This is a genomic window from Vulcaniibacterium thermophilum (assembly GCF_007923255.1).
Lineage (GTDB): Bacteria > Pseudomonadota > Gammaproteobacteria > Xanthomonadales > Xanthomonadaceae > Lysobacter_F > Lysobacter_F thermophilum.
This window is the reverse complement of sequence record NZ_VOHJ01000031.1, coordinates 1-25,087: the sequence shown is the minus strand read 5'-3', so window position 1 is coordinate 25,087 and position 25,087 is coordinate 1. Positions and strand designations below refer to the sequence as shown.

Annotated in this window: 30 protein-coding genes, 1 tRNA gene and 1 pseudogene; 10 read left to right on the top strand and 22 right to left on the bottom strand. The window is 72.8% G+C overall.

The genetic code is table 11. From position 1 onward, the window contains the following. The 4 genes from FQY64_RS11780 (at window position 1) to FQY64_RS11765 (ending at window position 2,717) form a co-directional block, all read left to right on the top strand. The gene (locus tag FQY64_RS11780; protein WP_146474469.1) at window positions 1–354 is read left to right on the top strand and encodes an SH3 domain-containing protein; all 354 of its coding nucleotides are present in this window, start codon (window positions 1–3) and stop codon (window positions 352–354) included. Beyond that, window positions 351–725, top strand: coding sequence for a cupin domain-containing protein (locus tag FQY64_RS11775; RefSeq protein WP_146474467.1), 375 nt, complete (start codon window positions 351–353; stop codon window positions 723–725). Before FQY64_RS11780 ends, FQY64_RS11775 begins: the two co-directional genes overlap by 4 nt. 35 nt (window positions 726–760) lie before the next feature. Next, window positions 761–2,179 carry a dihydrolipoamide acetyltransferase family protein gene (locus FQY64_RS11770; RefSeq protein WP_146474465.1) on the top strand — a complete coding sequence of 473 codons (1,419 nt, stop codon included), beginning with the start codon at window positions 761–763 and terminating at the stop codon, window positions 2,177–2,179. Between the two features lie 154 nt (window positions 2,180–2,333). After that, complete coding sequence (locus FQY64_RS11765) at window positions 2,334–2,717, top strand: VOC family protein (RefSeq protein WP_146474464.1); 384 nt, start codon at window positions 2,334–2,336, stop codon at window positions 2,715–2,717. Window positions 2,718–2,958: 241 nt separating this feature from the next. Here FQY64_RS11765 and FQY64_RS11760 read toward each other — a convergent pair whose 3' ends face one another. Both FQY64_RS11760 and FQY64_RS11755 read right to left on the bottom strand, forming a co-directional pair. Beyond that, window positions 2,959–3,279 carry a hypothetical protein gene (locus tag FQY64_RS11760; RefSeq protein ID WP_146474463.1) on the bottom strand — a complete coding sequence of 107 codons (321 nt, stop codon included), beginning with the start codon at window positions 3,277–3,279 and terminating at the stop codon, window positions 2,959–2,961. Next, window positions 3,276–4,610 carry a tryptophan--tRNA ligase gene (locus FQY64_RS11755; RefSeq protein ID WP_146474462.1) on the bottom strand — a complete coding sequence of 445 codons (1,335 nt, stop codon included), beginning with the start codon at window positions 4,608–4,610 and terminating at the stop codon, window positions 3,276–3,278. Before FQY64_RS11755 ends, FQY64_RS11760 begins: the two co-directional genes overlap by 4 nt. 138 nt (window positions 4,611–4,748) lie before the next feature. Between FQY64_RS11755 and FQY64_RS11750 the strand changes: the two genes are divergently transcribed. After that, complete coding sequence (locus tag FQY64_RS11750) at window positions 4,749–5,507, top strand: hypothetical protein (protein ID WP_229814970.1); 759 nt, start codon at window positions 4,749–4,751, stop codon at window positions 5,505–5,507. Between the two features lie 63 nt (window positions 5,508–5,570). Here FQY64_RS11750 and FQY64_RS11745 read toward each other — a convergent pair whose 3' ends face one another. From FQY64_RS11745 to birA, 8 genes are all read right to left on the bottom strand, one after another. Continuing rightward, window positions 5,571–5,723 carry an entericidin A/B family lipoprotein gene (locus tag FQY64_RS11745; RefSeq protein WP_146474461.1) on the bottom strand — a complete coding sequence of 51 codons (153 nt, stop codon included), beginning with the start codon at window positions 5,721–5,723 and terminating at the stop codon, window positions 5,571–5,573. Window positions 5,724–5,900: 177 nt separating this feature from the next. Beyond that, window positions 5,901–6,824, bottom strand: a complete 924-nt coding sequence (gene rocF / locus FQY64_RS11740; protein ID WP_146474460.1) for an arginase — start codon at window positions 6,822–6,824, stop codon at window positions 5,901–5,903. A gap of 72 nt (window positions 6,825–6,896) precedes the next feature. Beyond that, the gene (locus FQY64_RS11735) at window positions 6,897–7,199 is read right to left on the bottom strand and encodes a hypothetical protein (protein WP_146474459.1); all 303 of its coding nucleotides are present in this window, start codon (window positions 7,197–7,199) and stop codon (window positions 6,897–6,899) included. Between the two features lie 44 nt (window positions 7,200–7,243). Beyond that, window positions 7,244–7,531, bottom strand: a complete 288-nt coding sequence (locus tag FQY64_RS11730) for a hypothetical protein (protein ID WP_146474458.1) — start codon at window positions 7,529–7,531, stop codon at window positions 7,244–7,246. A gap of 251 nt (window positions 7,532–7,782) precedes the next feature. Then, window positions 7,783–7,858: transfer RNA gene (locus FQY64_RS11725), tRNA-Thr, on the bottom strand. A 47-nt stretch (window positions 7,859–7,905) separates the two neighbouring features. Then, window positions 7,906–8,547 (bottom strand): SPOR domain-containing protein, encoded by a 642-nt coding sequence (locus FQY64_RS11720; protein WP_146474457.1) that lies wholly within the window; start codon window positions 8,545–8,547, stop codon window positions 7,906–7,908. A 22-nt stretch (window positions 8,548–8,569) separates the two neighbouring features. Beyond that, window positions 8,570–9,304, bottom strand: coding sequence for a type III pantothenate kinase (locus tag FQY64_RS11715; RefSeq protein WP_146474456.1), 735 nt, complete (start codon window positions 9,302–9,304; stop codon window positions 8,570–8,572). A 7-nt stretch (window positions 9,305–9,311) separates the two neighbouring features. After that, window positions 9,312–10,340, bottom strand: coding sequence for a bifunctional biotin--[acetyl-CoA-carboxylase] ligase/biotin operon repressor BirA (gene birA, locus FQY64_RS11710; RefSeq protein WP_146474455.1), 1,029 nt, complete (start codon window positions 10,338–10,340; stop codon window positions 9,312–9,314). Between the two features lie 160 nt (window positions 10,341–10,500). Here birA and FQY64_RS11705 point away from each other — a divergent pair, with 160 nt between their 5' ends. Genes FQY64_RS11705 through FQY64_RS11695 form a run of 3 tightly spaced genes read left to right on the top strand, consistent with a single transcriptional unit; the run spans window position 10,501 to window position 12,790 of the window. After that, on the top strand, window positions 10,501–10,764 hold the full coding sequence (locus FQY64_RS11705; RefSeq protein WP_146474454.1) for a hypothetical protein: 264 nt from the start codon (window positions 10,501–10,503) through the stop codon (window positions 10,762–10,764). A gap of 48 nt (window positions 10,765–10,812) precedes the next feature. Further along, entirely contained in the window at window positions 10,813–11,523 is a 711-nt protein-coding gene (locus tag FQY64_RS11700; protein WP_229814971.1) for a M90 family metallopeptidase, read from the top strand. Window positions 11,524–11,572: 49 nt separating this feature from the next. Continuing rightward, entirely contained in the window at window positions 11,573–12,790 is a 1,218-nt protein-coding gene (locus FQY64_RS11695; RefSeq protein ID WP_146474452.1) for an RtcB family protein, read from the top strand. A gap of 428 nt (window positions 12,791–13,218) precedes the next feature. Here the strand turns inward: FQY64_RS11695 and FQY64_RS11690 are convergent, their stop codons facing one another. From FQY64_RS11690 to dusA, 5 genes are all read right to left on the bottom strand, one after another. Further along, the gene (locus FQY64_RS11690; RefSeq protein WP_146474451.1) at window positions 13,219–14,616 is read right to left on the bottom strand and encodes an ATP-binding protein; all 1,398 of its coding nucleotides are present in this window, start codon (window positions 14,614–14,616) and stop codon (window positions 13,219–13,221) included. A 117-nt stretch (window positions 14,617–14,733) separates the two neighbouring features. After that, window positions 14,734–15,417, bottom strand: coding sequence for a response regulator transcription factor (locus FQY64_RS11685; RefSeq protein WP_146474450.1), 684 nt, complete (start codon window positions 15,415–15,417; stop codon window positions 14,734–14,736). A gap of 115 nt (window positions 15,418–15,532) precedes the next feature. Then, the gene (locus tag FQY64_RS11680; protein ID WP_146474449.1) at window positions 15,533–15,883 is read right to left on the bottom strand and encodes a hypothetical protein; all 351 of its coding nucleotides are present in this window, start codon (window positions 15,881–15,883) and stop codon (window positions 15,533–15,535) included. A gap of 124 nt (window positions 15,884–16,007) precedes the next feature. Beyond that, the gene (locus tag FQY64_RS11675) at window positions 16,008–16,919 is read right to left on the bottom strand and encodes an arginine deiminase-related protein (RefSeq protein WP_146474448.1); all 912 of its coding nucleotides are present in this window, start codon (window positions 16,917–16,919) and stop codon (window positions 16,008–16,010) included. Beyond that, window positions 16,916–17,920 carry a tRNA dihydrouridine(20/20a) synthase DusA gene (dusA, locus tag FQY64_RS11670; RefSeq protein ID WP_146474447.1) on the bottom strand — a complete coding sequence of 335 codons (1,005 nt, stop codon included), beginning with the start codon at window positions 17,918–17,920 and terminating at the stop codon, window positions 16,916–16,918. Before dusA ends, FQY64_RS11675 begins: the two co-directional genes overlap by 4 nt. 164 nt (window positions 17,921–18,084) lie before the next feature. Between dusA and FQY64_RS11665 the strand changes: the two genes are divergently transcribed. After that, a complete protein-coding gene (locus tag FQY64_RS11665) occupies window positions 18,085–19,593 on the top strand; it encodes a GGDEF domain-containing protein (protein ID WP_146474446.1) in 1,509 nt (502 codons plus the stop codon). 48 nt (window positions 19,594–19,641) lie between these two features. On the opposite strand, the gene FQY64_RS11660 is transcribed toward FQY64_RS11665, so the two are convergent. From FQY64_RS11660 to FQY64_RS11635, 6 genes are all read right to left on the bottom strand, one after another. Further along, window positions 19,642–20,052: a GFA family protein gene (locus FQY64_RS11660; RefSeq protein ID WP_146474445.1), complete on the bottom strand. Its 411-nt coding sequence runs from the start codon at window positions 20,050–20,052 to the stop codon at window positions 19,642–19,644. Further along, window positions 20,049–20,684: a hypothetical protein gene (locus FQY64_RS11655; protein WP_146474444.1), complete on the bottom strand. Its 636-nt coding sequence runs from the start codon at window positions 20,682–20,684 to the stop codon at window positions 20,049–20,051. Before FQY64_RS11655 ends, FQY64_RS11660 begins: the two co-directional genes overlap by 4 nt. A 14-nt stretch (window positions 20,685–20,698) precedes the next feature. Further along, window positions 20,699–21,124 (bottom strand): hypothetical protein, encoded by a 426-nt coding sequence (locus FQY64_RS11650; protein ID WP_146474443.1) that lies wholly within the window; start codon window positions 21,122–21,124, stop codon window positions 20,699–20,701. 101 nt (window positions 21,125–21,225) lie between these two features. Then, entirely contained in the window at window positions 21,226–21,693 is a 468-nt protein-coding gene (locus FQY64_RS11645; RefSeq protein ID WP_146474442.1) for a hypothetical protein, read from the bottom strand. A gap of 100 nt (window positions 21,694–21,793) precedes the next feature. After that, window positions 21,794–22,552 carry an HAD family hydrolase gene (locus FQY64_RS11640; protein ID WP_146474441.1) on the bottom strand — a complete coding sequence of 253 codons (759 nt, stop codon included), beginning with the start codon at window positions 22,550–22,552 and terminating at the stop codon, window positions 21,794–21,796. Between the two features lie 79 nt (window positions 22,553–22,631). Further along, entirely contained in the window at window positions 22,632–23,024 is a 393-nt protein-coding gene (locus FQY64_RS11635; protein WP_146474440.1) for an EF-hand domain-containing protein, read from the bottom strand. A gap of 426 nt (window positions 23,025–23,450) precedes the next feature. Between FQY64_RS11635 and FQY64_RS11630 the strand changes: the two genes are divergently transcribed. Next, the gene (locus FQY64_RS11630; RefSeq protein WP_146474439.1) at window positions 23,451–23,951 is read left to right on the top strand and encodes a hypothetical protein; all 501 of its coding nucleotides are present in this window, start codon (window positions 23,451–23,453) and stop codon (window positions 23,949–23,951) included. A 271-nt stretch (window positions 23,952–24,222) separates the two neighbouring features. Here the strand turns inward: FQY64_RS11630 and FQY64_RS14815 are convergent. Beyond that, window positions 24,223–25,087: pseudogene (locus FQY64_RS14815) on the bottom strand (hypothetical protein); the annotation flags it as partial.

The window sequence follows — 25,087 nt, the reverse complement described above, 5'->3', positions numbered from 1 at the left end:
ATGCGCGCGCGCGTGATCCGCGAGTACCGCACGCAGTACCGCAACCCGATCGGGTTCCGGGCGGGCGAGACCGTGCGGACCGGCGCGCGCGACGGCGAGTGGCCGGCGTTCGTGTGGACCACCACCGCCGACGGCAACGCAGGCTGGGCGCCGGTCGAATGGCTGCGCCCGCTCGGCGGCGACCGCGCCGAAGCGCTGCGCGACTACAGCGCACGCGAGCTGGACGCCGCCGCCGGCGACGAGGTGGCGCTGCGCCACGAACACGGCGGCTGGTGGTGGGCCACGCACGCCGACGGCCGCGAAGGCTGGCTGCCGGCCACGCATCTCGAGATCCGCGGGGAGCCGCGCGCATGAATCCGCCCGGCGTAGCGATCGACCTGGCCGCCAAGCTCGCGCGCTTCGCCGAGCACTGGTCGCCGCGCGTGGTCGCGGAGATGAACGACTACCAGTTCAAGCTGGTGAAGCTGCAGGGCGAGTTCGTCTGGCATTCGCACGCGGATACCGACGAGACGTTCCTGGTACTGCACGGCGAGATGGAAGTCGGCTTCCGCGACCGCGACGTGCGCGTGCGCGCCGGCGAGCTGATCGTCATCCCGCGCGGCGTCGAACACATCACCCGCGCGCGCGAGGAGTGCCACGCGCTGATCATCGAGCCGCGCGGCGTGGCGAACACCGGCGAGAAGACCGACAGCGACCTGCGCGCCGCCAACGACGTGTGGGTCTGACCCAACCGAAGACGAACCATCGAACAGGACGACGCATGAGCAACAAGAAGACCTTCCTGCTGCCCGACCTGGGCGAGGGCCTCCCGGACGCCACCATCGTCGAGTGGTTCGTCAAGGAGGGCGACACGATCCGGCTCGATGCACCGCTGGTGTCGATGGAAACCGCCAAGGCGGTGGTCGAGGTGCCCTCGCCGGTGTCGGGCAAGGTGCTGAAGCTGGCCGGCGGCCCGGGCGACATCATCGCCACCGGCGCCATGCTGGCCGAGTTCGAGATCGACCCCTCGCTGCCGCAGCGCGCCGAGGGCCAGGACACCGGCCACCACCACCATGCCTCGCCGGCGACGCAGAACGCGGCCTCCCCGGGCGGCAAGGGCGCCGGAGCCGACGCGCCGGGCAACGGCGACAACGTGATCGCCTCCGACGAAGGCGGCGTGATCCAGGAGAGCGGCCAGACCCGCAGCGAGCGCGCCGACAGCGGCACCGTGGTCGGGGCGATGCAGACCTCCGATGCGGTGCATCGCGAGCAGGCGGTCAGCGTCGGCGGGGTCAAGGCGATGCCGGCCGTGCGCGCGCTGGCGCGCAAGCTCGGCGTGGACATCGCCCGCGTGCGTCCGAGCGGCGCCGACGGCGTGGTGACGATGGAGGACGTCAAGCGCGCCGCCGCGGAAGGCAGCGCGAAGCCGGAACCGCGCGCCGCCGGCGCGGCCGCGCGCGTGGCGGCCGCGCCGATGCCCGCCGCTGCGCCTGCCGCCGCGCGCAGCACGCTGTCGCAGGCCGGCAAGCCGATGCGCACGCGCCCGCCGGGCGAGTCGGTCAGCGGCCAGCCCGAGCAGCTCAAGGGCGTACGCCGCAACATGGCGCGGGTGATGGCCGACGCGCACGCCAAGGTCGTGCCGACCACGCTGGTGGACGACGCCGACCTGCACGCCTGGATCGGCAAGCAGGACATCACCGCGCGGCTGGTGCGCGCGATCGTCGCCGCGTGCAAGGCGGTGCCCGCGCTCAACGCCTGGTTCGACGGCGACAAGCTCACCCGCACCCTGCATCCGCATGTCGATCTCGGCATCGCGGTCGATACCGACGACGGCCTGTTCGTGCCGGCGCTGCGCAATGCCGACATGCTCGATGCGCGCGGCATCCGCGAAGGCATCAACCGCCTGCGCGCGCAGGTGGAGGACCGCTCGATCCCGCCGGGCGAGCTCACCGGCTACACGATCTCGCTGTCCAACTTCGGCATGTTCGCCGGCCGCTACGCGACGCCGGTGGTGGTGCCGCCGTGCGTGGCGATCGTCGGCGCCGGCAGGCTCTGCCACGACGTGGTCGCGGTGATGGGCGGCATCGAAGTGCACCGCCGGCTGCCGATCTCGCTCACCTTCGACCACCGCGCCTGCACCGGCGGCGAGGCCGCGCGCTTCCTCAAGGCGCTGATCGACGATCTCGCGCTGCCGCAGTGAATGCCGCCCGGCTGCGCGGCTGCGTCGCCCCCGCCCCGGCGAAAGCCGGGGCCCATGTTGCTCGTGGCGTTGCGGCGACCTGGAAAATGGGTCCCGGCTTCCGCCGGGACGACGGGAGCAGGGAAACACCGGTGCCCATCGGAGGAGCCTCGCCATGCCCCACAAAAGCCGCCTCGCCGGTTTCATCATCGACTGCCGGACCGACGACCTGAAAGCCGCCGCCGAGTTCTGGTCGCAGGCGCTCGGCTATCCCGTCGGCGAGCACACGCAGGAAGACGAGGCGGAGTACTACAAGCTCGACGACACGGCCGCCGACCTGCATGTGGAAGTGCAGAAGGTGTCGCACGCCTCGCGTGTGCATCTGGACATCGAGGCCGACGACATCGACGCCGAAGCCGACCGCCTCGAGAAGCTCGGCGCCAAGCGCATCGCCTTCGTGCGCCGCTGGTGGGTGATGGAAGCGCCGAGCGGCCAGCGTTTCTGCGTGGTGCGGATGCGCGATCGTCCCAACGGGGCGCCGCCGAACGAGTGGCCGTAACGACGGTCGTGCGGCGCAAGCCGCTTCCGTAGGTTGGGCCGAGCGCAGCGAAGCCCGACACCGCGTCGCCAGCCCGCGTCGTGCAGCGGGAGACGTTGGGCTTCGCCTTCGGCTCAGCCCAACCTACGCGTTCGACCCAGTCGCGTAGGGCGGGTCTTGACCCGCCGCCCGAGTATCACGGATCTGCCGCCCGCCACTCCGCCGAGGCAAGCGTCCGCGCGCAGGTCGCGGGCGCGGCGGGTCAAGACCCCCTCTGCCGCCGGCGCAGCCACGCGCGGCGCACGAAGAACGCCACACCCAGCGCCAGCAGGAACACGCCATAGGCCACCGACGTCGCCAGCACCTGCGGCCACAGCCGGCCGTAGGCGCGATCGGCGTAGCCCAGCGCCCAGTGATTGGCGACCAGGAACGCCGCCAGCGCGAGCAGCAGCGCGGCCGCGTCGAATGCCTTGCGCGCGCCGCCGCGCGGCTGCCGCGGATAGAACCAGTACAGCGCGCCCAAGATCGCGAACCACGGCAGGAACAGCACCAGCGCCAGGTTGATCTCGATCAGCGGATTCATGCCTCGGCCTCCGCGAGGCGCGCCAGCGCGGAGACGACCTCGTCCATCGCCACCCCGTCGGCGAGCGCTGCGATCTCGCGTTCGTCGACCGCCAGCCACGCCGAGCGGCCCATCCGCAGCACGCCGGCGCCCTCGCGCTTGAGCCGGGCGATCAGTTGCCCGGCTTCGCGCGGCGATTCGAAGCCGGCGCTCTGCAACAGCACGCGCTCGCCCTCCACCAGCTTGAAGTAGAAGCGCCCGTCCGCCTCGCGGTACTGCTTGAACGCCGGCAGCTCGCGCCGTCGCTCGCCGCCCTCGCGGCGCTCCACCGCGGCCTGCGCCAGGTTGCGCAGCCCCACCGCCTCGCGCAGCCGCTGCAGCAGCGGCGTGGCGTAGCGTTCGCGCAGGCGGCGGGCGCCGTCGCGCAGGGTGTCCTCGATGTCGGCGGGACGCGCGATCAGCGCCTCGTACCGTTCGCGCAGCGGCGCGATCTCGGCGTCGATGCGCTCGAACAGCGTCTGCTTGGCATCGCCCCAGCCGATGCCGTCGGCGAACGCCTGCCGCATCGCCGCGGTTTCCTCGGCGCTGGCGAAGGCCTGGTAGAGCTGGAACACGTTGGAGCCGTCGGCGTCCTTCGGCTCGCCCGGCGCGCGCGAATCGGTGACGATCGAGAAGATCAGCCGGCGCAGCGTCTCGCGCGGCGCGAACAGCGGGATGACGTTGTCGTAGCTCTTGGACATCTTGCGGCCATCGAGCCCGGGCAGCGTCGCCACATGCTCCTCGATCGCCGCCTCCGGCAGCACGAAGTGCTCGCCGTAGAGGTGGTTGAAGCGCTGGCCGAAGTCGCGCGCCATCTCGATGTGCTGGATCTGGTCGCGGCCGACCGGCACCTTGTGCGCGTTGAACAGCAGGATGTCGGCCGCCATCAGCACCGGGTACATGAACAGCCCGGCGGTGATGCCGGCATCGTCGTCCTCGCCCTCGGCGCGGTTGCGGTCGACCGCCGCCTTGTAGGCGTGCGCGCGGTTGAGGATGCCCTTGCCGGCCACGCAGGCGAGCAGCCAGGTGAGTTCCGGAATCTCCGGAATGTCGCTCTGGCGGTAGAACCACACCCGCGCCGGATCCAGCCCGCAGGCCAGCCAGCTCGCGGCGATCTCGAGCGTGGAGCGCTGCACGCGCGCCGGCTCCTGCACCTTGATCAGCGCGTGGTAGTCGGCGAGGAAGTAGAAGCTTTCCACGTCCTGGGCGCGGCTGGCGGCGATCGCCGGGCGGATCGCGCCGACGTAGTTGCCCAGGTGCGGCGTGCCCGAGGTGGTGATGCCGGTGAGGACGCGGGTCTTTTCGGAAGCCATGGCGAAGCGGACGCGAACGGAACGCGACATGGTACAGGCCGCCGCCGCCTGAACGGCCGCCGACCGCGGGCCCGCCCGGCAACCCCGGCGTGCGTGCCGGCGCGTTCGTTCACGCGTCCGTCCGAGGAGAACACCGCCATGCTCCGCCCCGTTCTGCTGCTGCTCGCCGCCCTGTCCGGCCTGCTGGCCTGCGCGCCGCTCGGCGCGCGCGCGCCGGTCGAGATCGCCATCGTCGATCGCGACACCGGCGAATGGCTGCCCGAGTACCGCCACCGCGGCCGCGCCTGGATCGAAGGCCGGCCCGGCCATCGTTATGCCGTGCGGCTGACCAACCGCACCGACCGTCGCGTGCTGGTCGTGCTGTCGGTCGACGGCGTCAACGCGGTGACCGGCCAGACCGCGCATCCCTCGCAGGCCGGTTACGTGCTCGGCCCGTGGCAGAGCACCGAAGTGGCCGGTTGGCGCAAGTCCTACGACGAGATCGCGCAGTTCGTGTTCACCGATCTGCCCGACAGCTACGCCGCGCGCACCGGCCGGCCGGACGACGTCGGCGTGATCGGCATCGCCGTGTTCGAGGAACGCGAATACCCGCGCTACGAAGACGCGCCGGCGCCGATCGCGCGCGAGAAGGCGGCGTCGTCGGCGCGCGCCGCGCAGGCCGAGGCGTCGGCCGCCGACGCCGTCGCGCAGGGCCTCGGCACCGGGCACGGCGAGCGCGAGTGGTCGCCGGTCGGGCGCACCGCGTTCGAGCGCGCCTCGCACCGGCCGGTGCAGATCACCGAGCTGCGCTACGACGATCGCGAAGGCCTCGCCGCGCGCGGCGTGCTGCCGCGCCCGTGGCGCTACGCCACGCACGGCCCGCGCGCGTTCCCGGGCGGTTTCGTGCCCGATCCGTAGCGCGCGCAAACGGAAAAGGCCGGATCGCTCCGGCCTTTTCCCTTGCAAGACGGCACCTCGCGATCAGCACTTGCCGTCCTTGCAATCCTCCGCCTTGTCTTCGATCTTGTCGCCCGCCTTCTCGACGTCCTTGCCGACGCCGGCCATGGTGTTGCAGGCCGTCAGGGTCGCGGTCGAAAACATCGCCAGCAGCATCAGTGCGAACACACGCTTCATGATCGTCTCCTCGAGCGGTCGGTGACCGGGCAAGGGCCGCGAAAGCCTTGGCACAGCCCGTGCGTGCATCTGACGGCAGCGCTCGTGAATCCGGCGTCGTGCGCCGCAGGACCGCGGCTAAACGCGGCGCCGCGACCGACCGGCGGTTGCGGCGCATTCAGGCGGGGCGCGCCGCCCTCAGTCGCGCATCAGCGTCGATTTGCCGAACAGGCTTTCGACCAGATCGACCACCAGCTCCGCGGTCGCGTTGTGGTGATCCAGCAGCGGGTTCAGCTCGACGATGTCGAGCGAGGCCATGCGCCCGGTGTCGGCGATCATCTCCATCACCAGTTGCGCCTCGCGGTAGTTCGGACCGCCCAGCACGGTGGTGCCCACGCCGGGCGCGATCGACGGATCGAGGAAATCGACGTCGAAGCTGACGTGCAGGTGCGTGTTGGCGTCCACGCCCTCCAGCGCCTCCTCCATCGCGCGCTTCATGCCGACCTCGTCGATGTAGCGCATGTCGTAGATGTCGAGGCCGTATTCCTTGACCAACCGCTTCTCGCCCGGATCGACCGAGCGGATGCCGATCTGGCGGATCTCGTCGGCCCGGATCGCCGGCGCATCGCCGCCCAGGTGGGTGAGCTCGCGCGGGCCCAGACCGCACAGGCACGCCACCGGCATGCCGTGGATGTTCCCGGAAGGCGTGACTTCGTGGGTGTTGAAGTCGGCGTGCGCGTCCAGCCACAGCACGCGCAGGCGCTTGCCGGTCTCGCGACAGTGGCGCGCGACCGCGGTGATCGACCCCAGCCCGAGGCAATGGTCGCCACCGAGCATGACCGGCATGCGCCCGGCCTGCAGCTCGGCGTACACCGCCTCCATCGTCGCGCGGTTCCAGGCCGCCACCTCGGCGAGGTGACGGTAGCCCGCCACCGGCGGCAGCCACGGGTTGCGGGGGCCGTCGAGATTGCCGCGGTCGGTCACTTCCACGCCGTAGGCCGCCAGGGCCTCGGCCAGACCGGCGATGCGCAGCGCCTCGGGCCCGAGGCGTGCGCCGCGATGACCCGCGCCGATGTCGGTCGGCACGCCGATCAGGGAAACGGGAGGGAAGATTCGGCTCATCCGGGCGCCTCGCAACGACGATCGGCCACGCGCGTGGCCGCGACAGGCGCGCCCACGGCGCGCGGCAAGACGTCAAGTATGGCCAGCGCGATCGTCGTTGCGCCAGCCCGCAGCGCCGGCCGGCGTGGCTACTTCCGGTTTCGGTTCGAGCGGGTGCTCGGCGTCGGTCGGGATCATGTGCGCGTTCTCGAGCATCCGGGCGATGCACGCTCCGACGTGCGCGAAATCCTCGCGCGCGGTCTGCACGCGGATGCGGTCGGCCTCGCGCCGGAACGCGGCGTAGAACTCGCCTTCGCGGTGCGTGCGGATCAGCTCGGGCAAACGCGCCTGCAGCGCGTCGAGCTCACGGTCGAGGCGGTCGCGATCCCAGGCCATGCGCGCATGCTGCCGCGCGCTGCGGAGAGGGGCCGTGAACCCGGTCAGGCGTCCTCTCGCGGCGCGCGGTCGTCGAACAGCGCCTGGCGCACGAAGCGCGCCGGCACGCCGGCTTCCAGGCCCATGCGGGTGATCTCGATCAGCAGCGCGGCGCGGTGCGTGGGCGACTCCGCCGCCGCCAGGATGTCCTGCGCGAGCTGGCGGAAGCGCGCCATGAACGCGGCGGCGTCGGGCGTGTCCCGGACCAGGCGGGGCAGACCCTCGCGCAGACGGATCACGCCGTCCGCATCGGTCGGGTCGGCACTGGTCCAGCGCTCCAGCGGCAGGGACACCGAATTGGCCACGAATTTCCCCACTGTCGATCGACGCCCCTGTGGGGCGACAGTAACGTAGAACGTCGCAACGGGCCGCGGACCACCCCCGCCCCGACACGAACAGGCCGGCAAGTGTGAGCAAGCTCACACTCGAGCCGGATCCGGGGGGCGGGCCGGGCCGGACACGGGGGCGCGACACCGCAGCGCAGCATGGGTCCGCGCGCGGAAAGACCGCGTGAAGGGCGCGTGGAGGACGGCGCGCGGCGCGGTGGTGCCGGCTGTCGGACTCGAACCGACGGCCTACCGCTTACAAGGCGGTTGCTCTACCAACTGAGCTAAGCCGGCAAGGGCCGCATCGGCCGCACGGACGCGGGACACGGCGCCGGCGCATTCTAGCCTGCGCCGCCCGCGCCGCCGGCGCAGGGAACCGGCTCCTGACGCGCCGCGCCGGAAGCGGCGCGCAGCCACTCCGGATCGGTCCGCGCCTCCGCCCGCACCTCGAGCCACACCGGACCCAGCGGCTCGGCGACGGCGGGAAAACCCGCCGCCCGCACCGCTTCGGCATGCCGCCGCGCCGCGCTCTCGCTGCCGAAGCGGCCGAGCGCCACCGCGTTGGCGTCGGCGCCCTCGCGCATCACGAAGAAATCCCCGAAGCCCGCGGCGGCCACGCGCGCGGCGGCGGCCTGCGCATCCGCCGCGCTGGCGAACGGCGGCAGGATCACCCGCCAGCCGCGCGCGCGGCCGGCCGGCCGCGGCGTCGCATCGGCGATGCGCGTCTGCACACGCGCGCGCGCCGCCTCGGCCATGCGCAGGCCGTCGAACGGTCCGAGGCGGTAGCACCGTGCCGGCACCGCGGCGGCGACGGCGGCGGACGCCGACGCCGGGCGCGCCTCCTCCACCCGCACCAGGCGCGCCACGCCCGGCGGCAACGGCGGTTCCATGCGCGCTGGCGCCGGCGGCGTGTGCGCCAGCCACCACGACGCCGCGCCGAGGTTCAGCGCAGCCAGCAGCACCAGAAGCGCGCGCAGGATCATGCGACGATTCTATGCGCCGCCTTCACGGCGATTGTTCGACTGCGGCCCAGATCGCCAAACCTTCCAGCACCAGATGGGGCGCATGGCGCGCCTCCGGCAGGTGCGGCAGCAGCGGGGCAGCGCCGCCGCCGTGCAGCAGCAGCGCGGGCGGGCGGCCCAGCCGCATCGCCGCGTCGCGCTGGCGCTCGCGGATCAGCGCCAGCGCCGCGCCGTCGCAGCCGGCGGCCAGGCCGTCGAGCGTGTCCGCGGCGAACGGCGCGAACGTCCCGCCCGCGGGCGGCAGATGCGGTGCGCGTTCGTGCAGCGCCTCGCGCATCAGCGTCGGCGAGGGCGCGATGCAGCCGCCGTGGTGACGTCCGGCCGCATCCACCAGATCGATCGTCAGCGCGGTGCCGACGCCGCACACCAGCGCATCGCCGCCGCGCGCGCGCGCCGCCGCCATCGCCAGGAAACGGTCGACGCCCAGCCGCTGCGGCTGCGCGTAGGCCACGCGCACGCCGAGCCCGTGCGCGGGCGTGCGCGCGAGGCCGATCCGGCGCGCATGGCGGCCGAGCGCGTCCAGCAGCGCGACGCGCGCCGCTTCGCCGGCGACGCTGGCGACGTAGGCCACGTCGATGCGCGCGGGCAGATGCGCGGCCAGTGCGGCTGCCGGATCGCCCGTGTGCGGCAGCGCGCGCACCTCGCCGACGCCGCCGCCGGCCGTCAGCGGTGCGATCTTCAGTCGGGTGTTGCCGAGATCGAACAGCCACGCGTCCATCGCGCCCTCACTGCCGCCGCACGGAGACGTCGCCGGCGTGCACCGCGCGCACGCCGCCGTCGGCGAGCCGCACGCGCAGCGCGCCGTCCTCGTCCAGCCCCAACGCGGTGGCCGCAAAGCCGCCCTGCGCCGTGTGCACCTCCACCGGCCGGCCGTGCAGCGCGTCGAGCGCGGCGTAGCGCGGCAGGAACGGCGCAAGTCCGTGGGCGTCGAACTCGTCCAGCATCGGCAGCAGGCGGCCCAGCACCGCCGCCGCCAGCGCGTTGCGCGACGGCGGCTGCGCCGACAGCGCGGCCAGATCGATCCACGGCTGGTCGAGCGTGCGCGCGGTCGCCTCCGGCATGCGCACGTTGAGGCCGAGCCCGATCACCGCACGCACCGGGCCGCCGTGCTCGCCGCCGCCTTCGATCAGCAACCCGCCGAGCTTGCGCAGCACGCCGTCGCGTTCGACCACCAGATCGTTCGGCCACTTCAGCCGCACCTCGCGATGGCCGAGCGCCTGCAGCGCCTCGGCCGCGGCGAGCCCGGCGACCAGACTCAGCCCGCCGAGCCGCGCCAGGCCGCCGCCGAACGCGCGCGCCAGCGACAGGTACAGGTGCGCGGCCAGCGGCGAGGCCCAGGCGCGACCGCGACGGCCGCGGCCGCCGGTCTGGCGTTCGGCCAGCAGCACCAGCGCGCTGGACGCGGGGGTCGGGCGGCGCAGCAGCTCGCTGTTGGTGGAGTCGATCGACCAGGCGATCTCGAGCCCGGCCAGCGCCGCGCGCGCGGCCGGCGGGAGCGCCGCCTCGATCCGCCGCCCGTCCAGCAGCTCGACCGGCTGTGCGAGCGCGTACCCCTGCCCGGGACGCGCCGCGATCGCGATGCCGGCCTCGCGCAGCGCCTCGATCCGCTTCCACACCGCGGCACGGGTCTGCCCGCAGGCGCGCGCGAGCGCATCGCCGGAGGCCGGCCCGTCGATCAGCCGGACCAGCAGCGCGCGTTCGTCCTGCGGACTGGTCGGTGCGGTCGCTCGGGAGGGAAGGCCAGGGCGCGGCATGGGCTCGGCGCGGAAGGGCGGGCGGCGATTATGCGCGAGCCGCGCGCCGCGCCGTCCGTCGGCCTGCTGCGGCGCAACAGCGATCGCGCCGGCGGCGGAAGCGTTTTCGCGGTATAGTCCCGCGATGGCGGCCGGTGGGACCGGTCGCGAGGAGCCGCCCATGCGCCGCATCGCCATCTGCCTGCTGATCGCCTTCGCCAGCGCGAGCGTGGCGGCGCGCGAGGTCAAGCTGTCCTCGCCGGGCGAGACCTGTCCGAGCGCCACCGGCGCGAAGAGCGGCGACCGGACCGGCGAGCGCAAGCGCGCCGCCGCGCCGCAGCGCGAGACGCGCGTGCGTCCGTCCGAGCACAGCGACGCCCCCGCCGGCGGCGGCCGCCTGCAATCGCCGCGCTGGCACAGCTTCCTCCCCGGCATGGTGCGCTGAAGCCCGTTGCGCGCGTGGTGGCAGCGCCTCTGGCGCACGTCCGATCCCCTGCCTGAACCGCTCTGGCGCGAGGTCGCTGGCGCCCTGCCGTGGACGCGCGCGATGGCGCCGGAGCGCCGCGAGCGCCTGCGCGCGCTGGCCGCGCGCTTCCTGCGCGAGAAGACGATCACGCCGCTGGCCGGCCTGGAGCTGGACGGGCGCCAGCGCGCGCAACTGGCGACGCTGTGCTGCCTGCCGCTGGTCGAGTTCGGCGCCGAGGGCCTGCGCGGCTGGTCGCAGCTTCTCGTCTACCCGGAGGCGTTCCGCGTGCGCCGCAGCCACGTCGATGCCGCCGACGTCGTCCACGAGTGGGAGGACGAGCTGATCGGCGAGGCCTGGGGCGCCGGCCCGGTGATCCTGTCGTGGGCCGACGTGCAGGCCGACATCGAGGAGCCCGGTGCGGGCTTCTGCGTGGCCGCGCACGAGATCGCGCACAAGCTCGACGTGCTGGACGGCGTGCTCGACGGCACGCCGCCGCTGCCGCGCGCCTGGCAGCGCGAGTGGGCGCGCGACTTCCAGAGCGCCTACGACGCGCTCGCGGACGCGGCGGACGCCGGCCGCGAGACCGCGATCGACCCGTACGCGGCCGACTCGCCGGAAGAGTTCTTCGCCGTCTGCACCGAGTACCACTTCAGCGACCCGCGCACGCTGCGCGCGGCGATGCCGGCGGTCGCCTCGCACCTCGAGCGTCTGTACGGCCCGGCGCCCGCGGTCGGCTGACGCGCGGGCGGATGCGGCGCGTGGACGCCGCGGCGAGGACAATGCGTCCATGACGCCGAACTACGAACTGCTGCTGGCCGGCCAGACGCGCACGCCGATCAAGGGCTGGGTGCGCGGCGTGCCGGTGGAACCCGAGGCGCAGGCGCAATTGCGCAACATCGCCGCGCTGCCGTTCGTGGGGCCGTGGGTCGCGGTGATGCCCGACGTGCACCTCGGCAAGGGCGCGACGGTCGGCTCGGTCGTGCCCACGCGGGGCGCGGTCATCCCGGCGGCGGTGGGCGTGGACATCGGCTGCGGCATGGCCGCCGTCCGCACCACCCTCACCGCGAAGGATCTGCCGGACAGCCTGGCGCCGCTGCGCGGTGCGATCGAGCGTGCGGTGCCGGTCGGCAACGGCGCGGGCGGCGAGCACCGGCGCGTGCCGGACAGCATCGAGACCCAACTGGCAAAGTCGGGCCTGATGCCGCGCCTGGCGCGCATCCGCGAGCGGCACCCGCAGATCCGCTTCGACAAGGTCGAACGGCAGATCGGCACGCTCGGCGGCGGCAACCACTTCATCGAGATCTGCCTCGACGAGAGCGAGCGCGTGTGGGTGATGCTGCACTCCGGCTCGCGCGGCACCGGCAACCTGATCGGCACGTATTTCATCGAGCGCGCGCGCCGCGAGCTGGAGAAGCGCGTGCTGGGCTTCCACGTGCCGGACCGCGACCTGGCGTTTTTTCTCGAAGGCGAGCCGCTGTTCGACGACTACGTCGAGGCGGTTTCATGGGCGCAGGACTACGCGCGCGCCAACCGCGAGGCGATGCTGACGCGCGTGCTGCAGGCGATGCGCGGGAAGCTGCCGGCGTTCCAGCTCGATTCGGTGGCGGTGAACTGCCACCACAACTACGTCGAGCGCGAGACGCATTTCGGCCGGCCGCTGCTGGTCACCCGCAAGGGCGCGGTGAGCGCGCGCGAGGGGCAGCTCGGGATCATTCCGGGCAGCATGGGCACGCGCAGCTACATCGTGCGCGGCAAGGGCAATGCCGAGAGCTTCCACAGTTGCAGCCACGGCGCCGGCCGCGTGATGAGCCGCACCGAGGCACGCCGGCGGATCACGCTCGAGGAGCACCGGCGCGCCACCGCGCACGTCGAATGCCGCAAGGACGCGAGCGTGATCGACGAGTCGCCGGCGGCGTACAAGCCGATCGATGCGGTGATGGCCGCGCAGAGCGACCTGGTCGAAGTGGTGCACACGCTGCGGCAGGTGGTGTGCGTGAAGGGTTAGCGGTTACGTGCCAGCGGCGCCCCCTCACCCGAACGCTCTCCCCGCGATGCGCGGAGAGGGGGTTATGGGCGGCCGCTGCGCGGCGACCTGATCGAGCGGTGCATACGCTGCGGCTGGCGGCGCGCGTGAGGGGCTGAGGCCCGCGCGCCTGCGGCGCGCCCCCTCACCCCAACCCTCTCCCCCGCGCTGCGGGGGAGAGGGCGCTGGCCGAGGCCGACGCGCGGCTCGCCGAGGCTCTCCCCGCGCTGCGGGGGAGAGGGGTATGGCCGGCGGTTCGTGGCGGGCACGCGCGACCGTCGTGCCGTGGCGACACGGGTGCAGGCGACATGACGGATCCACTCCCGGATACCTGACCGACGACCGGTGCCCCCCGTTCCCGTTCCCGTTCCCGTTCCCCGTTCCCGTTCCCCGTTCCCCGTTCCCCACCACTACAGCCCCGGCGGCAACCGCACCTCGAACCGCGCGCCGCCCATTTCTTCGGACGGCCCGACGTCGAGCGTGCCGCGGTAGCTGCGCACGATGTCCTGCACGATCGCCAGGCCGATGCCGTGGCCCTGCACGCGCTCGTCGCCGCGCACGCCGCGTTGCAGGATCAGCGCGATCTTCTCCGCCGGGATGCCGGGGCCGTCGTCGTCGACCGCGATCAGCAGCCCCGGTCGCCGGTTGGGCGCGGTCTCGCCGGGCTTCACCGTCAGCAGCACGCGCGAGCGCGCCCACTTGAACGCGTTCTCGAGCAGGTTGCCGAGCAGTTCCTGCAGATCGCCCGGTTCGCCGTGGAACGGCGCGTTGGTGTCGATGTCGAACTCGCACAGCACGCCCTTGCGTGCGTAGACCTTCTCCAGACCGCGCACGATCTCCTCGGCGTAGGGCTCGATCTTCACCGGCGCGGCGAACAGCGTGTGGCCGCTCTTGGCCGCGCGCGCGAGCTGGTAGGAGACCATGTCGTTCATGCGCCGGAGCTGGATGTCGAGCTCCTCGCGCAACTCCTGCTCCGGCGCGTGGCTGTCCAGCCGCGTGCGCAGCACCGCCAGCGGCGTCTTCAGGCTGTGGGCGAGATCGGCCAGCGTGTTGCGCTGACGTTCCAGGTTCTGCCGCTCGCTCTCAATGAAGGCGTTGATGCTTTCGGTCAGCGGCTCCAGCTCGCGGGGGTGGCGCTCGCTCATGCGGGTGGCCTGGCCGCGCTGCACCTTCTTCAGTTCTTCGATCACGCGCCGCAGCGGGCGCAGGCTCCAGCGCAGGATCAGCATCTGCAGCAGCAGCAGCACCAGGCCCGCGCCGCCCAGATAGCCCCAGAGCGCGGCGCGGAACACGTTGAGCTGCCGGCGCAGCGCGGTGGTGTCCTCGAGGATGTAGATGGTGTACGGAAATTCGGCGCGCGCATCGCCGCCGGCGCTCCACACCAGGCCCCAGCCGTAGCGGTAGACCTCGGCCGGTTCGCCGTTGATCTTGGTGATCGGCATCGGGCCTTCGAAGCGTTCCTCGCGCGGGGCCAGCATCGTGCCGCGCGGCAGCGCCGGGCCCTGCGCGGAATTGGAATCCCAGTGGCCGTTCGGCAGCACCACTTCGGCGTACAGGCCGCTGCCGGGCCGGTCGAAGCGCGGGTCGACCGGCTCGTAGGGCGGGATGAATTCGCCGTTGCGCGCGAACTCGCCCTTCTCGGCGTAGGCCATGGCGTAGCTGCGCAGGCGTTCGCGCAGGTTGTTCTCGGCGGTGTCGAGGAAGGCGCGGTCGAGCGCGTAGCCGGCCAGCGCCAGGAACGCGACCAGACCGAGGCTGGCCGCGAGCAACTGGCGCGCCTGCAGGGAGCGCGATCGACTCCAGTTCATCGCCGGAGGAGCGGTTCGGGTGCGTTCACCAGGCAAGCGTACCCGCTGCGGCCGCGGATACGCGCGCGCCCGGCGGGGCCGGGCGCGTCGTGGATCAGCCGGGGTTCGGGTTCGGCGTCATTCGCCGCTGCGCGGGATCGCGAAGCGGTAGCCGCGGCCACGCACGGTCTCGATCGGCTTGAGCGTGCCTTCCGGATCGAGCTTCTTGCGCAGACGGCCGATGAAGACTTCCAGCACGTTGGAGTCGCGGTCGAAATCCTGCTGGTAGATGTGCTCGGTGAGGTCCGCCTTCGAGACCAGCTCGCCGGCGTGCATCATCAGGTATTCGAGCACCTTGTACTCGTAGCTGGTGAGGTCGACGTTCTGGCCGTGCACGCTGACGGTCTGCGCCGACAGATCGAGGGTGACCGGGCCGCATTCGAGGATCGGCTTGCTCCAGCCGGCGGCGCGGCGCACCAGCGCGTTCAGGCGCGCCAGCAGTTCCTCGACGTGGAAGGGTTTGACCAGGTAGTCGTCGGCGCCCTGCTTGAGGCCTTCGACCTTGTCCTGCCAGCTCGAGCGCGCGGTGAGGATGAGCACCGGGAACTTCTTGCCTTCGTCGCGCAGCGCCTTGATCAGCTCCATGCCCGACATCTTGGGCAGGCCGAGGTCGATGATGGCGATGTCGAAGGGCACTTCGCGGCCCATGTACAGGCCTTCCTCGCCGTCCTGCGCCGTGTCGACCGCGAATCCCTCGCGCTTCAGGCGCGCGGCCAGGGTCTCGCGCAGCGGGGCTTCGTCTTCAACCAGCAGGATACGCATCGGGACTCCCTCGCTTGGGCCCGGCAGGGCCGTTCATGCTCCTGAACATTGGAGCCGCAAGCGGCGCAATGCAAGCTAAACCGCAGGGCTGCTGTTCAGGCAGGAGGGTGATCGTTCAGTCGTCGCGGTCGCGTGTAGGCGGTTCCGGCCGTTCGCGGCGCTCGCGGCCCTGGGCCTGCGGGTCGTCCATGTAGACCCGCACCCGGCCGCTGGCATCGACCACCTTCACCCGGTGCAGGTCGCGGCCCTCGAACGGCACGCGCTCGGCGCTGAGCACCTCGCCGCCGGTCTGCCGTTCGATGCGGCGCACGGAATCGGACAGGGTGCGGCCGTGGCTTTCGCGGTGGTCGCCGCGGCTTTCCGGCGGACCGCGCCGCTCCTGGGCATGCGCGCCCGCCGCCGCGAGCGCGGTCAGCAGCAACGGGGACAGCAGGAACAGCGGCTTGCGCATGGCCGGAAGGAGCATGACGTCTGGGACAGGCGCCCATTCTTGGAATGTGGCGGTGAATTCGCTCTGAACTTTTTCTTCACGAGCGGCCGCCGTCTTCAGCAATGTGGAAACGCGGCCACGGGGCGAGCGCCCCACCCGTTCAGAAGATCTCGGCCACACAGCAGCGCAGCGAGCCGCCCGCGGCTTCGATGGCATCGAGCGCCACCGCTTCGACCGCGAAACCCGCGCCGCGCAGCGCATCGCCGCTCGCCGGCGCCAGCGCGGCGGCGGCCGTGGCGCTCATCCAGACGCGGTCGGACGTCAGCGCGATCGCGTTGGCGACGAAGGCGGCGCGCTCGGCCGGCGAAAGCGCGATCGCGCCCTGCCCGTACAGCGCCCGCAGGGCCTCGGGCACGCGCGGCGCCGCGATCCCGTCCGGGCATACCAGCGCGGCGCGACCGGCCAGCACCGCCAGCACCACGTTGGTGTGGTACTCGCCGGGGGCGAGGTCGAACAGCAGCGTCGCGCGCAGGCCGAACGCGTCGTGCATCAGCGCCGCGCCGGTCTCGTCGCAGCGCTCCGACAGGCCGCAGAAGCCGAGCCCGCGGGCGCGGTCGATCACCAGCGCGCCGGTGAGCTCGCACGGGTGCGGCTGGGTGGACAGGTCGATCTCGCGATAGCCGAGCGCGTCGCGGAAAAACGCGCGGATGTCGGCGCGCGCGGCCTCGCGCCGACGCACGGGGTGGCGCATGCGGCCGACGATCAGCCGCCCCGGCGCGGTGGCGAACACGTTGTTGGGGAACAGCGCGTCCGGCGTGTCCGCGCGGCCGGCGAAGCACACGGTCGGCAGATGCTGCGACAGCGCAAGGTGCAGCGCGCGGTGCTCCCGCATCGCCCGCGCCGGGTCGAACGCGTCGGCCTCGGCCATGTAGCGGTTGTCGCGCGCGGAGTCCTCGGCACGGGCGAAGCCGTCGGGCGCGACCAGGAACGCCGCGCGGGCGGTGGCCGGGCCGAAGTCCGGCGCGCAGGCGCGGGCGCGCTCGAGGAAGAGGTCGACGTCGCGGGTGATCATGCGGCGTCGGCCCTCGCTTCGGTGAGCGCGAGCGCGCGCTCGACCAGCGCCCAGCCGGCGCCGGGCCGGTGCGCGTGTTCGCTCAGCATCTGCCGGAACGCGCGCCCGCCGCGCTGGCCGGCGAACAGGCCGAGCACGTGGCGGGTGATGTGCTTCAGCGGCACCCCGCGCGCGAGCTGCGCCTCCACGTACGGCCGGAATGCGCGCAGCAGCTCGCCGCGCGGGCGCATCGGCCCGCCGAACCAGGCGACGTCGAGCCGGTGCAGCAGGTACGGATCGTGGTAGGCGGCGCGCCCCAGCATCACGCCATCGACGTGCGCGAGCTGCGCCCCGGCGGTGGCCTCGTCGGCGATGCCGCCGTTGATCGCCACCTGCAGGTGCGGCCGTTCGCGCTTGAGGCGATGCGCCCAGTCGTAACGCAGCGGCGGCACCTCGCGGTTCTCCTTCGGCGAGAGCCCCTGCAGCCAGGCGTTGCGGGCATGGACGACGAACGTGCGGCAGCCGGCGGCGGCCACGGTGTCGATGAAGCCGACGAAGCGGTCCCATTCGTGGTCGTCGTCCACGCCGAGCCGGCATTTCACCGTCACCGGCACATCGGCCGGCACCGCGGCGATCATCGCCGCCACGCACTCGGCGACGAGCTGCGGCTCGCGCATCAGGCAGGCGCCGAAGCGGCCGGCCTGCACGCGATCGGACGGGCAGCCGCAATTGAGGTTGATCTCGTCGAAGCCGTGCCCGGCGCCGATCCGCGCGGCCTGCGCCAGCAGATCCGGTTCGCTGCCGCCGAGCTGCAGCGCGACCGGGTGCTCGCTCGCATCCATCGCCAGCAGCTTGCGGCGGTCGCCGTGGATCACCGCGTTGGCGTGCACCATCTCGGTGTACAGCCGCGCATGCGGCGCCAGCACGCGGTGGAACGCGCGGCAATGGGTGTCGGTCCAGTCCATCATCGGCGCGACCGACAGGCGCAACTGTTCGACGGCAATGGCGGGCGAGGCGCGCATGGGCCGCCGATTGTACGCGCGACGGCTGAACCCGCCCGGCGCGGGTCACCCGGGCGTCACCGGCGGCGCGGCATCGTCGCCGCAAAGGCCCGTACCGCACGCACGATGCCGATGGACCGGAGACGATCTGCAGTGCCGCAGTACCGCCCCCGCGGGAGTCGGCGATGAGCGCCGCCCTGCGCGCCGGCGCCGCGCCGGATCCGCGCCGCCAGGCGGCGACGCGCGCGGCGCTGCTGTTCGCGGTGGCGGGCGCGCTGGCGATCGTGCAGAGCCTGCCGCTGATGCCCGCACCCGATGCGCTGCGCTACCAGGCGCTGGGCGCGCTCGATGCGGCCATCGCCCTGCTGCTGGCGCGCCTGCCGTGGCACCGCTGGCCGGCGCGCGCGCTGGTCGCGGTGGTGCCGCTCGCGCTGGCGGTCGCGGTGCTGTTCGCGCTGGTGGGCCGCGGCCTGCCCGTGGAGGTCGTATTCGCCTTCCATCTGGTGATCGCGGTCTGGGCCGGCCTCTCGCTGCCGCGCTGGACGGTGCTGAAGTGCGCGCCGCTGTTCCTGCTCGCCCAGCTGATCCCGCATCTGCCGCGCGGCGACTGGGCGCAGGCCGCGAACGCGGCGGTGACGGTCACGGTGATGGTGACGCTGGTGGGCGAGGTGGTCGCGCACGTCGTGGTGCGGCTGGAGCAGGCGCGCGCCGAGTCCGAGCAGCGCGCCCGCATCCTGCGCGCGGTGCTGCTGGCCACGCAGGGCTTCAACACGCTGCGTTCGGACGAAGTCATGGCGCACGTGGTCTCGTGCGTGCGCGACCTGGGCTTCGACGCCGCGGCGCTGAGCATCATCGACGCCCGGCGCGGCCTTTACCGGCTGGCGTACGTCAGCGGCTTTCCGCCCGACTACCGCGACGACGTGCACCCGCTGGACCGCGGCATCACCGGCCTGGTGTGGCGCGAAGCGCGCACCACGGTGGTGGAGAACTACCGCGCCCATCCGGCGGCGGTGCCGGCGCTGCGCGAGAGCGGCTTCGACTACCTGGTGGCCACGCCGGTGCGCGTGCAGGGCGAGGTGCGCGCGGTGCTGTTCGGCGCGCGCCGGCAGCCTCAGCCGTTGAACGGGGAGATGCGCGACGCCTTCGAGCTGCTCGCGTCGCACGCCGGCGTGGCGCTGCACAACGCGCAGGAGTTCGAGGCCGAGGCTGAGCGCTCGCGGCAGTTGCAGGAGAGCGCGTCGCGCGACGATCTGACCGGGCTCGGCAACCGCCGCCACGTCGAGGCGCTGCTGGCCGGCCTGCGCGCGGGCGACGCGCTGCTGATGCTCGACCTCGACCACTTCAAGCGCGTCAACGACACCGACGGCCATGCCGCCGGCGATCGCCTGCTGCGCGAGCTGGGCGACTTCCTGCGCGAGGCGGTGCGCGGCAGCGACGCGGCGGCGCGCTACGGCGGCGAGGAGTTCGTGGTGGTGGCGCGCGACGGCGGACCGTCCGCCGATCTGGTGGCCGCGCGCCTGCTGGCCGGCTGGCGCGACCGCCACCCGCGCACGACGATGAGCATCGGCTGGGCGGTGCATCGCGCCGGCGAGAGCGGGCGGCAGACGCTCGAACGCGCCGACGCCGCGCTGTACCGGAGCAAGCGCGCCGGGCGCGACCGCGCGAGCGGCGAGTCGGAGCTGCAGGAGGCGTGAAGCGCGCGTCCGCCCTGCCCCCGCGGCGGGCGGACGCGCGGCGCGGGACTACTCGCGCGAGAGATGCGCGATCGCCGCGGTGGCGGCGTCGCGGTCGGCGTCGTCGAAGCGGGAGACGTCCACGCGCTGGACGGTGGCGGCATCCAGGCAGCGCACGTTGACGTCGATGCCGTCGGGATGGCTGCGCGGCACGTAGAAGGATTTGATGCCGCAGTGCCGACAGAAGTAGTGGCGCGCCACGCCGGTGTTGAACCGGTATTCGCCGAGCGCGTCCTCGCCCTCCAGCAGACGGAAGCGCCGGTGCGGCACGATCAGATGCAAAAACCCGGTCATGCGGCAGATCGAGCAGGTGCACTCCAGCGCCTCGATCACCGCCGGCGCGTCGACCTCGAAGCGCACGCGACCGCAATGGCAGCCGCCGCGATGGGTGACGTGCAACGGCGTGGCCTCGGTGCTCATTTGCCGCCGCCCTTGCCCTTGCCCCTGTCGCCGCCCTGGCCTTTGTCGCCGCCGTGCCCCTTGCCGCGGCCGTGACCGTTGCCGTGCGCCTTGCCGGCGTGCGACGGCCCCTTGGCGTCGCCGTGGCCGCCGCGCGCCTGTTTGCCCTTGCCGCGGCCGGGGAAGTCGCGCTCGAGGTCGGCGTCGAGCTCGATCGCGCGCCCCCAGCGGTCGTAGGTGGGCACGAAGCCGCGCTTCAGGCGGTGGAACTCCGGCGAGCCCGGCTTGATGCCCAGCCGCTTGGCGAGTTCGCCCCAGCCCAGACCGCGGTCGCGCTCGTACTGCTCCACGACGAACCGGCACGGACGGCCGACGATGTGGGCGAGCGCACAGGCGAAGTAGACATCGCCCGGCGACCAGCGGCGATTCACCAGCAGGTCGATCACCAGCTCGCGCGGAGCGCCGTGATAGCGCACCAGCTCGTCGACGAACGGATCGCGGTAGCGCGCGCCGTAGTGGTTGATGTCGGCCAGCCGGGCATCGACCCAGACGTCCCCGGTGCGCGGGTTGAAACCGGCGCTGATGCTCTGCGCGTGCGCGCCGCTGGCGGCGAGCGCGGTGATGGCGGCCAGCACGAGGGCCCGAAGCTTCATGACGATCTCCTGGTTCAGCGTTCGATGACGAAGGTGCCGAAGGCGACGCCGAGGTCCCAGCCGCGCCCCTTGCCGGCCAGCGCCAGCGCGACGTCGTCCTTGGCCATCACGTGCACGCGCCCGCTGCGCACGGCACCGGCGTGGGCTTCGGCGCTGACGTAGGTGCCGAGCACGTCCTGGATCGAGCGCACGCCGGAGAACTCGCCGGTGCCGCCGACGATGCGGCCCTTGCCGACGGTCAGCCCGCCGCCCTTGGTGCGGATGCGCACGCTCATGCGCTGGCCGTTGCTGCAGGTGACCGTGCCGTGGCCGCTGGCGGTCTTGTAGAAGACCGACCAGCCGGACAGGTCGTAGCGCAACGTGCAATCGGTGAGCCCTTGCGCCGCGGCGGCGGGGGATGCGAGCAGCAGGGCGATCGCGAGAAGGCGAAGGACCGGCATCGTCGGATGCTCCGTCGGGATGCGCAGATGGTAACGGCCGAGCCGGATCCCGTCGCGACGCGCGGTCGCGGCGGAATCAGGCGGCGGTCACGGATCGGACGTCAGCGGGCGTACCAGTGGCGGTGGTCGTCGCGATAGCGGCGGTCGTGGCGGGGGTCGTAGTACTCCACCCGGCAGCGGCCGCGCGAGTCGCAGTGCTGGCGGCGCACCGGATGGCGGCCGTAGTAGCCGTAGGCGCGCCCGTACGGCGGGCCGTAGCGGCGGTCGTCGCGGTAGCGGTCGTAGCGGTCGTAGCGGTCGTAGCGGTAGTCGCGGTCGCGATAGCGGTCGGCGTAGCGGTAGTACAGCGGCCGGCCGTAGCGGTCGTGCACGACGATCAGGCGGTCGTCGCGGCCGTAGTCGCCGTAGCGGTAATAGGGCACGCCGCCGCGGAAGATCACGTCGGCGACGTCGACCAGCACGCGCACGAGTTCATCGTCCGCGCGCGCCGGTGCGGGCGCGGCGCAGGCGGCGATGCCGAGGCCGACGGCGAGTGCGGCGGGGGCGAACCAGCGGAACGGGGATGCCATGTCTGTCTCCATGAGCGGCCCGCAACCGGCGGGCGCGTGCGGACGATGCGGCCGCGGCGGTGAACCGCCGTCGAACCGGGCGGCGGTACTGCGCGGGCGCTCAGCCGCGGTTGCCGAGCGCCGCCGTGCGGTCCGCCAGCGCGGCCAGTTCGGCCACCGCGGCGGGCAGCGCCTGGGGCGCGTCGACCACGCGCAGCCGCGGCGAGTCGGCGTCCACCTCGGCCTCGTTCTCGTGCGCCCAGGTCACCCGGTAGGGCATGTGCACGCCCCAGCCGCCGAGCGCGAGCACCGGCGCGATGTCCGAGCGCAACGAATTGCCGATCATCAGGAAACGGTGCGCGGGCAGCTCGAACTCGCGCAGCAGGCGCGCGTAGGTGGCCGCGTCCTTCTCGCTGACGATCTCGATGCGGCCGAACACGTCGGCGAGGCCGCACTGGCGCACCTTCGCTTCCTGGTGGAACAGGTCGCCCTTGGTGATCAGCACGACGCGGTACTCGCGCGCGATCGCCTCCACCGCCTCGCGGATGCCGGGCAGCAGCTCGACCGGATGCCGCAGCAGTTCCTTGCCGATTTCGACGATGCGGTGCAGGTCGCGTGCGCCGATGCGCTCGCCGGTGATCGTCACCGCCGCCTCCACCATCGACAGCGTCATGCCTTTCACGCCGTAGCCGAACAGCGCGAGGTTGCGCTTCTCGACCTCGTACAGCCGCTCGGCCACGCGCGCGTCGTGCAGGTCGACGTAGGCCGACAGGATGCGTTCGAACGCGTCCTGCGCCTCGCGGTAGTAGTCCTCGCTGCGCCAGAGGGTGTCGTCGGCATCGAAGCCGACCATCTGCAGGGTGCGTGCGCCGTCGCTCATCGCCACAGTATGCGGGGCCGCGCAGCGCGCGCAAAAAAAGGGCGGCCCGAAGGCCGCCCCTGCTTCGCGAACCGCTCGCTTACTTCTTGTCCTTGCCGTCCTTGCCGGCCTCGGACTGCGCGCCGGACTGGTTCTTCTCGACGTAGCCGCGATACTCGTCCGCGCTCAGCTTGCCGTCGGCGTTGGCGTCGGCCTGCGCGAACACCTGGGCCAGCGCCGGGATGGCGGCCGCCTCGGTCTGCGTCAGGTTGCCGTCCTTGTCGGTGTCGACGTCGGCCCAGGTCTTCTTCTGGGCGCCGGTGTCGGTGGTGGCGGTGGCGGCGCCCTGGGTCGCGGTGGTGGCCTGGGTGGCGTCGGTCGACTGCGACTGCGCGGCGGCGTCGGTGGCGCCGGCATCGGTGGTGGACTGCGCGAACGCCAGCGGCGCGGCCAGGGCGGTGGACAGGGCCAGGAGCAGGAGGTGCTTCTTCATCGGGGGATTTCCTCGTCGGTTCGTCGGTGTCTGCGCGGGCTGACACGGAGCGTCAGCGTTTGCCGCACGGCGACCACCTTGCGAAGTCGTCTCTGAATCGAAAACGAGCGCGTGCGCGCGTCTCGACGCGGGGTTAACCACGGCCGCCGCGACGCACGCTAGGCGCGACGGCGCGGCCCAGACGGGACAGGCATTTGCGCCGGCGCGCTCACACGGCTCTCACTGAACGCAACACAACGTTGACGAGGGCGCGCGACGGGCTGCGCGCGGACGCGTCCTCCGACGCGCACGAGGCAGGCGGCGGACTGCGATCGCCGTCGCAGCGCGAGAAGCGCGGGCACGCACGACGGCGGCGCGGCCGTCCTCACGCATGGGTGATCGGCACGGCGCAAAGCTTGTGCGCTCCGGACCGCAGGAGGAGCCGCCATGAAGCATCGCCACGTGTACAGCACGCCGGACGTGCCCACCGCCGCGCGCGCGGTCGGCGCCGCGCGCTCGGCGGGCGTGGGCGAGGATTGCATCGCGCTGGTGGCGCGTTCGGACATCGAGCTGGATTCGATTCCCGACGAGCATCGCGAAGCCGACACCGACTTCGTTCCGGCCGCCATCCGCGGCGCCGGATGGGGTGGCGCGGCGGGGTTGCTGGCCGGGCTGGTGGCGGTGGTCGCCACGCCGCTGGGCCTGACGCTGGCCGGGGCGGCGGTGACCGGACTGGTGGGCGCGCTGGTGGGCACCTGGGCCTCCGCGCTGGCCGGTTCCACCCTGCCGGATCCGGTGCGGCAGAAGTTCCACGCCGAGATCGAAGCCGGCCGCATCCTGCTGGTGATCGACGGCGATCAGGCGACGCTGGCGGCCGCCGACCGCGCGGTGCGCGCGGTGGGCGCCGAGCCGCTGCCTTACGACGCCACCACCGCCGCGGTGCGCTGAGGGCGCAACAGAAGCGCGATCGCCCACCTTTCGGACCCGAACGGGGCGCGTCCCTGGATGGACGTTTGCCTCGGGAGCGTGAGCGGCAGAATGGGGGTCAGGGTCCCCTGGTGGTGAACCGGTAGCGAACCTCAGTCAGGTGCATGGGGAAGTATTGGCGAGGGGCCGCCTGGGCAGCGCTGCTCCATCCGCCCGGCCAGCGCCAGCAGCTTCAGCATCAACCGGCGTGCCTCGTCCCGATCCATCGTTCGTGCGCCTGTCTGCTGCATGGCTACATCCGCATCGCCGGCGCGCGCATCGCCGGCGGCTCGGCGGGTGGTTCGATCGACGGCTGCGGCGCGGGCGCCGCCGCTTCGCGCAGTACCCGGACGAATTCGGCCTGCTGCCGCTCCCAGGCCTGGCCGTCCGGCGTGCGCCGGTACTCGGCCATCACCTGCGAGAACGCGCGGCCGTCGTCGCTCATGTAGGCGGCCAGCGCGCGGTCGAGCAGATCGTCGGCGGGCGAGCGCGCGGCGGAGGTCGGCGGCGCGGCCGGTTGCGGGGCTTCGCAGCCGAACCCGGGCGGCGCACCGGGCGCAGGGCGCCGCTCGATCAGCGCGTCCAGCCCGGCATCGATCGGGTCCTTGCCCTGGATGCCCGTGGCCGGCGACTGGTCCACCACGCGCCTGCGCTCGCCGGTGCGGTCGAAGAACGAGGTCCGGTACAGCCCGGCCATGCCGAGCTCGGAGCGGTGCACCACGTACATCGACGGATCGTCGGGCACCGGCTGCTCGCGCAGGAACGGCCGGTCGCTCAGGCGGTTGAGGAAGGCGACGCCGAGGTTGAAGCTGAGCACGCCCAGGCCGTTGCGTTGATAGGTGTTGCCGATGTCGCTGTGGGCGCCGCCGACGGTGACGTTGAGGTTGCGGCAGTCCTCGCTGAAGCCGGGCGGGACATGGTCGCTGACCGGAAACAGGTTGCGCTTCTCGTCCTGCGCGCTGATCTGGAACGTGCTCAGGGCGGAAGCCGGCAACCGGCGGTCGTGGTCCTCGGCGCCGGTGGCGACCGGATCGAACAGCAGGGCGGCCTGCAGGGTCTTCCCCGGCGGCACCAGCGGCGGGCGGTCGGCGTATTCGATGCGGGTGATGAGGCCTTCG